At 70.6% G+C, this 11,314-nt stretch carries 11 protein-coding genes; 8 read left to right on the top strand and 3 right to left on the bottom strand.

Annotated features, from left to right (window positions below):
* Nucleotides 1-12 precede the first annotated feature (12 nt).
* Complete coding sequence (locus tag DWB68_RS10610) at nt 13-315, top strand: DUF2516 family protein (protein WP_199700433.1); 303 nt, start codon at nt 13-15, stop codon at nt 313-315.
* A 126-nt stretch (nt 316-441) separates the two neighbouring features.
* On the opposite strand, the gene DWB68_RS10615 is transcribed toward DWB68_RS10610, so the two are convergent.
* Nucleotides 442-1,248: a class I SAM-dependent methyltransferase gene (locus tag DWB68_RS10615; protein ID WP_199700434.1), complete on the bottom strand. Its 807-nt coding sequence runs from the start codon at nt 1,246-1,248 to the stop codon at nt 442-444.
* Nucleotides 1,249-1,313: 65 nt separating this feature from the next.
* On the opposite strand from DWB68_RS10615, the gene DWB68_RS10620 reads away from it, so the two are divergent.
* Nucleotides 1,314-2,060 carry a phosphoglyceromutase gene (locus tag DWB68_RS10620; RefSeq protein WP_119425110.1) on the top strand — a complete coding sequence of 249 codons (747 nt, stop codon included), beginning with the start codon at nt 1,314-1,316 and terminating at the stop codon, nt 2,058-2,060.
* A gap of 209 nt (nt 2,061-2,269) precedes the next feature.
* Here DWB68_RS10620 and phoU read toward each other — a convergent pair whose 3' ends face one another.
* Nucleotides 2,270-2,941: a phosphate signaling complex protein PhoU gene (phoU, locus tag DWB68_RS10625; RefSeq protein WP_119425111.1), complete on the bottom strand. Its 672-nt coding sequence runs from the start codon at nt 2,939-2,941 to the stop codon at nt 2,270-2,272.
* A gap of 190 nt (nt 2,942-3,131) precedes the next feature.
* Here phoU and DWB68_RS10630 point away from each other — a divergent pair, with 190 nt between their 5' ends.
* Both DWB68_RS10630 and DWB68_RS10635 read left to right on the top strand, forming a co-directional pair.
* Nucleotides 3,132-4,316, top strand: a complete 1,185-nt coding sequence (locus tag DWB68_RS10630; RefSeq protein WP_119425125.1) for a sensor histidine kinase — start codon at nt 3,132-3,134, stop codon at nt 4,314-4,316.
* On the top strand, nt 4,313-4,993 hold the full coding sequence (locus DWB68_RS10635) for a response regulator transcription factor (RefSeq protein WP_119425112.1): 681 nt from the start codon (nt 4,313-4,315) through the stop codon (nt 4,991-4,993). The genes DWB68_RS10630 and DWB68_RS10635 overlap by 4 nt, the downstream gene beginning before the upstream one ends.
* Nucleotides 4,994-5,214: 221 nt before the next feature.
* Here DWB68_RS10635 and DWB68_RS10640 read toward each other — a convergent pair whose 3' ends face one another.
* Nucleotides 5,215-5,769: a hypothetical protein gene (locus DWB68_RS10640; RefSeq protein ID WP_119425113.1), complete on the bottom strand. Its 555-nt coding sequence runs from the start codon at nt 5,767-5,769 to the stop codon at nt 5,215-5,217.
* Nucleotides 5,770-6,002: 233 nt separating this feature from the next.
* Between DWB68_RS10640 and DWB68_RS10645 the strand changes: the two genes are divergently transcribed.
* The 4 genes from DWB68_RS10645 to rlmB all read left to right on the top strand — a co-directional run bounded on the left by DWB68_RS10645 (nt 6,003) and on the right by rlmB (nt 10,646).
* Nucleotides 6,003-6,488 (top strand): CarD family transcriptional regulator, encoded by a 486-nt coding sequence (locus tag DWB68_RS10645; RefSeq protein WP_119425114.1) that lies wholly within the window; start codon nt 6,003-6,005, stop codon nt 6,486-6,488.
* Between the two features lie 112 nt (nt 6,489-6,600).
* Nucleotides 6,601-7,842: a 2-C-methyl-D-erythritol 4-phosphate cytidylyltransferase gene (gene ispD, locus DWB68_RS10650; protein WP_119425115.1), complete on the top strand. Its 1,242-nt coding sequence runs from the start codon at nt 6,601-6,603 to the stop codon at nt 7,840-7,842.
* Nucleotides 7,843-7,948: 106 nt separating this feature from the next.
* Nucleotides 7,949-9,409 (top strand): cysteine--tRNA ligase, encoded by a 1,461-nt coding sequence (cysS, locus tag DWB68_RS10655; RefSeq protein WP_119425116.1) that lies wholly within the window; start codon nt 7,949-7,951, stop codon nt 9,407-9,409.
* 250 nt (nt 9,410-9,659) lie between these two features.
* Nucleotides 9,660-10,646, top strand: coding sequence for a 23S rRNA (guanosine(2251)-2'-O)-methyltransferase RlmB (gene rlmB, locus DWB68_RS10660; protein WP_119425117.1), 987 nt, complete (start codon nt 9,660-9,662; stop codon nt 10,644-10,646).
* Nucleotides 10,647-11,314 lie beyond the last annotated feature (668 nt).

Raw genomic sequence — 11,314 nt, forward strand, 5'->3', positions numbered from 1 at the left:
TAGACTGACGGCATGATGATTGCTCAGATCGCCAGCTTCTGGCTCTACATGGCTGCCGGCGTGGTGGTTGCCGTGATCAGCGTGTGGGCCCTGGTCGATTGCCTGCGCCGCCCGGCCGCGAACTTCCCGGCCATGGGCAAGCTGAGCAAGCCGGCCTGGATGGGCATCACGGGCGTCGCCGCGATCGTCTCGGCGGTCGGCGTCATCTTCATGTCGCCGAGTTCCATCTTCATGATCGCCGCCGCCGTGGGCGCCGGCGTCTACCTGGCCGACGTCAAGCCGGCCGTCTCCGGCAAGGGGAGCAGCTGGTACTGAGCCGCGGAGGCCCGCGCCTCACCGAAGACACCCGCGAGGGGCCGCACCGGGCACGGTGCGGCCCCTCGTACGTTGCTTGAAGGTTGCACGACGGCGGGTGGTTGCCTGGTGTGCGGGCGCCCCCTTTCAGGGCGCCACGGCCTCCCACGCGAAGGTGAGCTCGCCCTGCCGCCAGCGGTGATCGTCGTCGAGCACGGCCCATCCGGCCGCCTTCAGGCGGGCGGCCATGAAGCGCCATCGCTGGCGCAGGCCGAAGGGGGCCACGGCGGTGGAGGCCGCCCACTCGGCGTCCATGGCCTTGAAGAGGGCGTGCACCCTTTCGCCGGGGACGTTGCGGTGGATGAGCGCCTTGGGCAGGCGCTCGGCCAGATCGGAGGGCGCCTCGAGCGAGGCGAGCTGCGTTGCGAGGGTGAGGGTGCGCGGGCCGGAGGCGTCCAGGCCCACCCAGGCGGCGCGGCGCCCGAGCTCGTCGCAGGTTCCCTCCACGACGAGGCCGCCGGGAGCCAGGCGGGAGGTGAGCCGTTCCCAGATCTCCGGCACGTCGGCCTCTTGGTACTGGCGCAGGACATTGAAGAGACGGATCACGGCGGGACGCTCGGCCGTGGGCACCTCGAAGCCGCCGTGGGCGAAGCTCAGGCCCTCGCGGGCGGCGCGGGAGGCCTCGCGCACGCGTTCGGGATCGATCTCGAGACCCGTGACCCTGGCGCGCGGGTTGAGGGCGCGCACCCGCTCGAAGAGCTCAACGGTCGTGACGGGCGCGGCGCCGAAGCCCAGATCCACCAACAGCGGCGAACCGTGCCGCAGCGCGGAGGCGTGGGAGGCGAGGAGCCAGCGGTCCACGCGGCGCATGCGCTGGGTGTGGGTGGTGCCGCGCGTGGGGTTGCCCTGGGGGCCTCGCGCCGACGCGCTGAAACCCTTCGCCTTGTGCACCACGAGGGACAGTCTAGTGGCGCGTCACGTGGGCCCCGGGGCGGCGGCGCACTGAATAGACTGGGGGCATGACCCACACGCTGATCCTGCTCCGCCACGGCCAGAGCGAATGGAACCAGAAGAACCTGTTCACCGGTTGGGTGGACGTGAAGCTGACGGAGCAGGGCCGCGAGGAGGCCCGCCGCGGCGGCGCCATGCTGCGCGAGTCCGGCCTGCTGCCCGACGTCCTGCACACCTCCCTGCTGTCCCGCGCCATCCTCACCGCCAACCTGGCGCTGGAGGAGGCCGACCGCCTGTGGATCCCGGTGGATCGCAGCTGGCGCCTGAACGAGCGCCACTACGGCGCCCTGCAGGGCAAGGACAAGACCCAGGTCCGCGACGAGTTCGGCGAGGACCAGTTCATGGTCTGGCGCCGCTCCTACGATGTGCCGCCGCCGGCCCTGGCCGACGACGATCAGTACTCGCAGATCGGCGACCCGCGCTACGCGGCGCTCGGCGAGGACGCCCCGCGCACCGAGTGCCTCAAGGACGTGCTCGAGCGCATGCTCCCGTACTGGGAGGGCTCCATCAAGGAAGACCTGCGCCAGGGCAAGACGGTCCTGGTCACGGCCCACGGCAACTCGCTGCGCGCCCTGGTGAAGCACCTGGACGGCATCTCCGACGAGGACATCGCCGCGCTGAACATCCCCACGGGCATCCCGCTCGTGTACGAGCTGGACGAGAACTTCCAGCCCACCGTGCCGGGTGGTCGCTACCTGGATCCGGAGGCCGCCGCGGCCAACGCCGCCGCCGTCGCCAACCAGGGCAAGGCCTGATCCAGGTGCCCGACGGCGGGTGGTGACCACCCGCCGTCGGGCACCGCACCCGGGCCCACCAGCCTTCCTACCTTGTCCGCGTACTGACCAGTCGGTCCGCACGCGGCACCGAAGGGCGCTGGTTTTCGGACCACAGCACAACGCCACGAGGGCGGCTCCCCCCAACAGGGGAGCCGCCCTCGTGGCGTCGCTAGCGTTCTAGGACGCGATCAGTCGATCGGCAGGTCCAGGTTCAGGCCCGGCTCCCACTCGCCCGTGACGAGGTAGGTGATCTTGCGGGCCACGGAGACGCCGTGATCGCCGAAGCGCTCCAGGTAGCGGCTCGTCAGCGTGGTGTCCGCCGTGGTCGGCGCCGTCTCGTTCCACTCGGGGGTGGCGACGATGCGGAAGATCGAGGCGTGCAGCTCGTCGATCTGATTGTTCGACTCGATGATGCGGCGGGCCACCGCGAGGTCGCGGGTCTCCAGCAGCTCGCCCAGGTCCCGGGCGATGGTCAGGTCCAGGCGGGCCATCTCCGAGAAGGTCGGCAGCACGGACGCCGGGACGACCGGATCCGGGAAGCGCAGGCGCGTCAGCTGCGCCAGGTGACGGGCGAGATCGCCCATGCGCTCCAGCGAGGCGGACATGCGCAGGGAACCAACGATCATGCGCAGATCGGAGGCGACGGGTCCCTGCAGCGCGAGCACGTCGATGGCGCGCTCGTCGAGCTGGTTCTGCTTGAAGTCGATGCGGGCATCCGCGGCGATGACCTCCTGCGCCAGCTCGGTGTCGGCCGTCGTGAACGACTCCCAAGCGCGCTCGAAGGCATCGGCCACGAGCGACGTCATCTCCGCGAGATCCTCACCAATGGTCTGCAACTCGGCCTGAAAAACCTTGCGCACGCGCGCGTCCTTTCGTTGTCAGCGGCGCCGAATCCGGGCACACGCCCGTCCGGCGTGAACAACTCTCACAGTCGGAGGTGAAGCAAAGGAAGGGGCTGGGTGAACATCAGGTGAACGAGCGCTCTGCGGCGTCATCTCGGGCCAAAAGCCCCTTGCGGGGCTGGTTAGGCTAGCGAACGTGGACCTGCATCTGATCACGGCCGTGGTGGCCGGCGTCGTCGGCCTCGCCCTGGGCGTCGCCGGGCTTGCCGCGTACCGCCACGCCCGCGCGGGCCGGGTGCTTTCCCTGCCCGACGACGAGCCGGAGCTGCCCGCCGGCGCCGCCGACGTGCTCTCCGTCATCGGTCGGGCCTTCGTCCTCGTGGACGATGTGGACGGCGTCGTGAGGGCCAACCCCTCCGCCTACGCGTACGGGCTCGTGCGCGGGCACTCCCTGGTGCATCAGGAGCTCTCGCAGCTCGTGCGCCGCGTGCGCGCGGACGGGGTGATCGAGGAGGGCGAGTTCGACCTCGCCCGCGGCCCCGTGGGCCAGGGGTCCATCGTGGTGCACGTGCGCGCCGCGCCGCTGGGCGGGGAACACATCCTGCTCCTGGCCGATGACCGCACGGAGTTCACCCGCACGGCAGCCATGCGCAACGACTTCGTTGCCAACGTCTCCCACGAGCTCAAGACGCCCGTCGGCGCCGTGTCGCTCCTGGCCGAGGCGATCGACGACGCGGCGGAGGATCCCACCGCCGTCCACCGCTTCGCGGGCCGCCTGGAGAAGGAATCCAAGCGCCTCGCCGCCCTGGTGCAGGGCATCATCGAGCTCTCCCGCCTGCAGGGCACCGACGTGGTGGTCAAGGGCAAGCCGGTCGATGTGCGCCAGCTCCTGGACGAGGCGGTGGACCGGACCTCGATCATCGCGGGAGAGCGCAACGTCCGCGTGGGCGTCGGCGGCGCCGAGGAGGCTTGGGTCTACGGCGACGGCGACCTGCTCATGACGGCCTTCCGCAATCTCATCGACAACGCGATCCGCTACTCACCGGCCGACACCACGGTCGGCGTGGGGCTGCGCCGGCGCGACGGCCTGGTCACGGTCTCCGTGACCGACCAGGGGCCGGGCATCGCCCCGGACGAGCAGGAGCGCGTGTTCGAGCGCTTCTACCGCGTGGACGCCGCCCGGGCGCGCGCCACCGGCGGCACGGGCCTCGGCCTGAGCATCGTCAAGCACGTCGTCGCCAACCATGGCGGCGAGGTCACGCTGTGGTCCCAGCCGGGTCAGGGATCCACCTTTACCGTCCGTCTCCCCGAGATCGAGGAGCGGGAGGACGACCGCGAGGTCGTCGCATCGAGGGCCGGCGGCGTCGCCGCCGGGGAAAGTGAGCAACGTTGACACGCATCCTGGTCGTGGAGGACGAAGAGTCCCTGAGCGATCCGCTGCAGTACCTGCTGCAGCGCGAGGGCTTCGACGTGGACGTGGTGGCGGACGGGGAGGAGGCCGTGCGGCATTTCGATCTGCACGGCGCCGATCTAGTGCTGCTCGACCTCATGCTGCCGGGCCTGCCGGGCACCGAGGTGTGCCGCCAGGTCAGGGCCCGCTCCAACGTCCCCGTCATCATGCTGACGGCGAAGGACTCGGAGATCGACAAGGTCGTGGGCCTCGAGCTGGGCGCCGACGACTACGTCACCAAGCCGTACTCGGCCCGCGAGCTCGTGGCGCGCATCCGCGCCGTGCTGCGCCGCCAGGGCGAGCCGGAGGAGTTGGTGAGCGCCACCGTGGAGGCCGGCCCGGTCCGCATGGACGTGGAGCGCCACGTCGTCACGGTCTCGGGGGAGCGCGTGGCGCTGCCCCTGAAGGAGTTCGAGCTGCTGGAGATGCTGCTGCGCAACGCCGGCCGCGTCATGACCCGCGGCCAGCTCATCGACCGCGTGTGGGGCTCCGACTACGTGGGGGACACCAAGACGCTCGACGTGCACGTCAAGCGCCTGCGCTCCAAGATCGAGTCGGATCCGGCCCGCCCCGCGCACCTCGTGACGGTGCGCGGCCTGGGCTACAAGTTCGAGGGCTGACGCCCCCTTTTCCCAGTGTTCGACGGCGGCTGCTCACCTCCCAGCGGGAGGCGAGGAGCCGCCGTCGGGCGTTGGAGGCCGCCCCAGCGGCGGCGGCCCGCCCCAGCGGCGGCGGCCCGCTCCAGCGCGCGGCGGCCCGTCCAACGCGCCGCGATCACCACACAGCGAAGGGCTCCCCACCGTGACGGTGGGGAGCCCTTCGCTACGCTGTGCGGGGCGAGTCAGTGAGACTCGGCGGCCTCGCTCGGCTTGAGGTGCTCGGCGTTGGACTCGTCGAAGCCGCCCGGGACGTACTGGGCGTACTCCTTCAGGGTGCCGTCCACGACCGGGACGTTGACGGACTTGGCCGCGTCGTTGCCCGTGGTGATGGAGACCTTGAAGTTCAGGCCCGGGTTGGTGGTCTTGTCCAGGCCGGCGTCGGCGCCGGAGCCCGGGATGGTGAACTGCTCGGCGAACTGCTCGTCCTGCAGGTTGACGCTGGACTTGGCCTTGACCGGCAGCTCGATGGTCTTCTCGCCGGCCTTGATGCTCAGCGTCGAGTCCTTGGCGGACTCGTTGGAGACCTGGCCGATGAAGCGCGCGGGCTTGTCAGCGCCGTTGGTCACGAGCATGAGGTTGCGCACCTGCACCTCGGTGCCCCAGATGCCGATGCCGTCGGAGGCGTCGTAGTGGATGGTGGTGGCCTGATCGTTGATGGCGCCACAACCGGACGCGCCAAGGGCCAGGACGGCCAGTGCTGCGGCGGCGGCAGCCTGACGGGCGCGGTACTTCTTCACTTCGATCGCTCCTCGAGAGTGGACGACGGGGTCTCGGGTCCGGGCGCGCTTGGGTGCGAGTGGACACCGATCTTCTACACAGTGTAGTCAACGCGCGGGCCGATCGTTGACACGGTTGCGCGGCGCCGTGCGCGGCGCGTTTCGCGATGGGCGCAGTGGGTGCCGGCGGCTCACCCCTCGTCCTGCGCGGCCCCGCATGCTAAACTGGGTGGTCTGGAAAGGGGATTATCCACATGGTTTTTGAGGTTGGAGAGACGGTCGTCTACCCCCACCATGGTGCCGCAATGATCGAAGAGATCAAGATGCGCACCATCCGTGGCGAGGAGAAGATGTACCTCAAGCTTCGGGTCGCCCAGGGCGATCTGACGATCGAGGTCCCCGCAGAAAACGTCGACCTGGTCGGCGTGCGCGATGTGGTGGGCCAGGAGGGTCTTGACCACGTGTTTGAGGTGCTGCGCGCCGAGCACGTGGAGGAGCCCACCAACTGGTCCCGCCGTTACAAGGCGAACCTGGAGAAGCTGGCTTCCGGCGACGTGAACAAGGTGGCCGAGGTCGTCCGCGATCTGTGGCGCCGCGAGAACGACCGCGGCCTGTCCGCGGGCGAGAAGCGCATGCTGGCCAAGGCGCGCCAGATCCTCATCTCCGAGCTGGCCCTGGCCAAGAAGCTCGAAGAGGACGAGGCCGGGGCCGTGCTGGACGAGGTCCTCGCGACCAAGTAGGCACCGCCCACGCAGTCATCGAGGAGGCCCGCACCGATTCGCTCGGTGCGGGCCCCTTTGCGTGCGCCTCGCTGAGAGCGCGGGGCGCCGGGCGGTGCGTAGGCTGGGAGGCGTGAGTACTCCGCAGCCCGCCAGCACCTCGTCCGCCGCCCGCACCGCGATCATCGTGGTGGCGGCCGGCCAGGGAACCCGCCTCGGCGCCGGCGCGCCCAAGGCCCTCGTGCCGCTGGCCGGTCGGCCCCTGCTCGCCCACGCGCTCGACGTGGCCGTTGACCCCGCGCTCGCGGCGACCGTGGTGGTCGTGACGCCCCCGGGCGACGACCGGCTCGACGCGACCGTCGCCGCCGCGGCCAGGCCCGGCGTGAACGTGATCGGCGTGCAGGGCGGGGAGACCCGCCAGGCCTCCGTCGCGGCCGGCCTGGCGGCCGTCCCCGAGGCGCGGCGCGTTCTGGTGCACGACGCCGCGCGTTCACTGACCTCGACCGCCCAGTTTGAGCGCGTGGCCGGGGCCCTAGCCGCCGGCGCCGTGGCCGTGGTGCCGGGGCTCGCCGTCGTGGACACCATCAAGCTCGTCGACCGCCAGGGCCGCGTGACCTCGACGCCCGAGCGCTCGCGGCTGCGCGCAGTGCAGACGCCCCAGGGCTTCGATGCCTCGCTCCTGCGCCGCGCCCACGCCTCCGCGGCGGGAGGCGACGTGAGCGACGACGCCGGGCTCATGGAGGCCGCCGGCGCGATCGTGCAGGTCGTGGAAGGTGAGGAACGCGCCTTCAAGATCACCCATCCGCGCGACCTGGAGCGCGCTGAGCGCCTGCTGGCCGAGCTGCGCCCCGGGCCGGACGAGGTCTTCGACGTGGAGGCGCCGGCTGCGGCGCCCGGCGGCCCGAGGATCGGCCTGGGCATCGACGTCCACGCCTTCAGCGAGGACGAGGGCACCGAGCTGTGGCTGGCCGGGCTGCACTGGCCGGGGGAGCGCGGGCTGTCCGGGCACTCCGACGGCGACGCCGTGGCCCACGCCGCCTGCGATGCGCTCTTCTCCGCCGCCGGCATCGGCGACCTCGGCACGCACTTCGGCACCTCGCGGCCCGAGTACGCCGGGGCCTCCGGCGCCCGCCTGCTGGGGGAGGCCTGCCGCCTCGTGCGCGAGGCGGGCTTCGAGATCGAGAACATCAGCGTGCAGTTCGTGGGCAACCGGCCCAAGTTCTCCCCTCGCCGGGCCGAGGCCGACGCGGCGCTGAGCGCCGTCGCCGGCGCCCCCGTCTCCGTCATTGCGACGACGAGCGACGGCCTGGGCTTCGAGGGCGAGGGGGCCGGGATCTCGGCTCGCGCCGTCGCGCTCCTGCGCCCGGCCCGCTAAGCAGGCCCCACGCCGTCGTGCGGGGGACCGTAAAACCGGCCCCACGCCGTCGGGCAGGCCGCCGAGCGTCTCGCCCCCCTTGCCCACCTGCACTAACGTTGGGCGCGTGAGCCTGCGTTTCTACGACACCCGCACCCAGCAACTGCGCGACTTCGAGCCGCTCGAGCCCGGCAAGGCGGGGCTCTACTACTGCGGCGCCACGACGCAGGGTATGCCCCACGTGGGCCACGTCCGCTCGGCCGTCGCTTTCGACCTCGTGCGCCGCTGGCTGACGCACCGCGGGCTCGAGGTCACGGTGGTGCGCAACGTGACGGACATCGACGACAAGATCCTCGAGAAGTCTCGCCTCTCCTATGAGGACCCGGCCTCGCTGGGCCCGGATTACCACGCCGACGAGCCGTGGTTTGCGCTGTCGTACCGCTTCGAGCAGGCCTTCCACGCGGCCTACGCCGCGCTCGGCGTGCTGGCGCCCACCTACGAGCCGCGCGCCACGGGCCACATCACCGAGATGCACGAGCTGATCCAGCGCCTCATCGACGCCGGCCACGCCTACCCGGCCTTGGACGACTCGGGCGACGTGTACTTCGACGTGCGTTCCTACGACGCGTACGGCGACCTGACCAACCAGCATGTTGACGACATGATGGACGCGGCCGACGCCGATCCCCGCGGCAAGCGCGACATGCGTGACTTTGCGCTGTGGAAGGGGCAGAAGGCCTCCGAGCCGGAGACCGCCTCGTGGCCGAGCCCGTGGGGCCGCGGCCGCCCGGGCTGGCACCTCGAGTGCTCCGCCATGGCGCACAAGTACCTTGGCGCCGCGTTCGACATCCACGGCGGCGGCCTTGACCTGCGCTTCCCGCACCACGAGAACGAGCTGGCCCAATCCACGGCGGCGGGCGACGCCTTCGCGACCTTCTGGATGCACAACGGCCTCGTCACGTACGAGGGCGAGAAGATGTCCAAGTCCATCGGCAACACGATCTCCCCCGAGGAGATGCTGGCGGTGGCGCCGGCTCGTGTGGTCCGCTACTTCCTGGGCCAGGCGCACTACCGCTCGCAGCTCGACTACTCGCCCTCCTCGCTCGCGGAGGCCGGGGCGGCCGTGGAACGCATCGATCGCTTCCGCGAGCGCGCCTGGGCCCTCGTGCTTCCCGAGGACGGCGACTTCGGCTTTGTTGGCGGCACCGTTCCCGAGGCCTTCGGCGCGGCGATGGACGACGACCTCAATGTGCCCGCGGCCCTGGCCGTGCTGCACGAGACCGTGCGCTCCGGAAACGCGGCCGTGGACGCGGGCGATGCTGAGGCGGCGGCGCAGGCCGTCACCGCGGTGGAGGCCATGCTCGAGGTGCTCGGCCTCGGTGAGCTGCCCGCGGGCGGTGCCGAGGCGGACGCCGCGACGCAGACGGCGCTGGACGTGCTGATCCAGGCGCGCCTCGAGGCCCGCTCGGCCGCCCGCGCCGCCAAGGACTGGGGCGCCTCCGACGCGATCCGCGACGAGCTCGCGGCCGCCGGGATTGAGGTGGCCGACGGCGCCCAGGGCGCCAGCTGGTCGCTCAAGCGCGACTGAGCGCCCCGCCGGAGCGGCCTTCCCAGCCGTGCATGCGCAAAGGGTGTTTGGCGCGAGTTTTACTCGCGCCAAACACCCTTTGCGCATGCGGGGGAGGTTGTGGTGCCCGACGTCGTGCTGTGTCTGCGACTCAGCGACTTGACAGCACGCTGTCGTGACGCGGAACACGTGCGCCGCCGCAAGGCGCGTCGGCTTGCGTAGACTGGTGCCGCGCCCACCGGCGCGCAGATTTACCGACGAGAGGTCAGGCATGTCCGCCCCCAAGAAGGCACCACGCAACAAGAAGGGTCCCCTCAAGGGCACGGGCGGGCTCGGCCGCAAGGCGTTGGAAGGCAAGGGCCCCACGCCCAAGGCCGAGGATCGCGTTTACCACAAGGCCCACCGCGCCAAGATGCTCAAGGAGCGCGCCGAGGCCAAGCGTCCCGGCGGCGGCGTGGCCCCCAAGCGCCACACCGGCCGCAACAAGCGCGCCGAGGAATACGTGTCCGGCCGCAACTCCGTGCTGGAGGCGCTGCGCGCCGACATCCCGGCGAAGGCCCTGCACCTGGCCACGCGCCTCGAGACCGATGACCGCGTGCGTGACATCCTGAAGATCGCCGCCGAGCGCCGCATCCCGCTGCTGGAGCAGAGCCGCCTCGAGCTTGACCGCATGACCGACGAGTCGGTGCACCAGGGCGTCGTCCTGCAGGTGCCGCCGTACGAGTACGAGGACTCAGCCGACACGCTGCAGCGCCTGGCCGGTCAGTACAAGGCCGGTCACCTAGCCCACCCGCCGCTCGTCATTGCGCTGGACGGCATCACCGATCCCCGCAACCTCGGCGCCATCATCCGCTCGGCCTCCGCCTTTGGCGCGCAGGCCGTGGTGATCCCCGAGCGCCGCGCCGCCGGCGTGACCGCCACCGCGTGGAAGACCTCCGCCGGTGCCGCCGCTCGCGTGCCGGTCACGCGCGCCACGAACCTGAACTCCGTTCTGAAGACCGCCAAGACCCAGGGCTACTACGTGCTGGGCCTGGACGGCGGCGGCGACGTGCTGCTGCCGGGCCTCGAGCTGGCGACCGAGCCGGTCATCGTGGTGGTGGGTTCCGAGGGCAAGGGCCTCTCCCGCCTGGTCTCCGAGAACTGCGACCAGATCGTCTCCATCCCGATCGACTCCGCCATGGAGTCGCTCAACGCCTCGATGGCCGTGGGCATCACGCTCTACGAGATCTCCCGCAAGCGCGGCCAGGCCGGCGTCTGATCCACGCCGGAGCCGGGACAGTTCCTGGCTCCACCGCCGCTGCCGGCGGGGCTCCTCTGAGAGGGGATGCAAGAAGGGCGGCCCACTCATCGGTGGGCCGCCCTTCTTGCGTTGTGGGGGAGCGACGGTCGGGAGGACGGGACACCAGGGGAAGGCGCGGTAGCCGGCCGCGCGCTCCGGTGAGCCGCGCGTGATGTGCGGAGTGCCCGGCTCGCGCTGCCCGAAGCCTGCGGTCGCCGCTCCTCGCGGCACGAACTGGAAGATTCCAGTGACCTGCCTCACATTTCGGGGTGAATCGGGTACTTTTCGGCGGTGAATGGGTGGCGCCCGGCCGGGTGTTGGGTCAAAAATTCGCGGAATCTCGGGGAAGGTGGGCGGTCGGGCGCTGCGCGAGCTGTGGGAGGGTCCGATTTTGCCCGTCTCAGGAATCCGTGTAGAGTCTTCTCGTGTCGCCACGACGTTCTGGGATACCAAAACGAACGGATGACACAGAAGCTTCATTGTAGTGATCCTGGTTGTTTGGGCTGGGGGTAGCTGGTGGGGTGTTCGTTGTTTGAGAACTCAATAGTGTGCCAAGTTTGTTGACACCGTTTTTTATTTGAAATGGTGTTGCTTGCCGTCCTCACCCCGTGAGGGCGATGTGAGCGATAGCCATGGAACAAATTGAT

The sequence above is a fragment of the Galactobacter valiniphilus genome, assembly GCF_003575975.1.
Taxonomy (GTDB): Bacteria; Actinomycetota; Actinomycetes; order Actinomycetales; family Micrococcaceae; genus Galactobacter; species Galactobacter valiniphilus.

Excerpts from the sequence above, each read along its gene's own strand:
- DWB68_RS10610 (WP_199700433.1), top strand. The coding sequence starts at position 13 with ATGATGATTGCTCAGATCGCCAGCTTCTGGCTCTACATGGCTGCCGGC.
- DWB68_RS10645 (WP_119425114.1), top strand. The coding sequence starts at position 6,003 with ATGGTTTTTGAGGTTGGAGAGACGGTCGTCTACCCCCACCATGGTGCC.
- rlmB (WP_119425117.1), top strand. The coding sequence starts at position 9,660 with ATGTCCGCCCCCAAGAAGGCACCACGCAACAAGAAGGGTCCCCTCAAG.
- DWB68_RS10620 (WP_119425110.1), top strand. The coding sequence starts at position 1,314 with ATGACCCACACGCTGATCCTGCTCCGCCACGGCCAGAGCGAATGGAAC.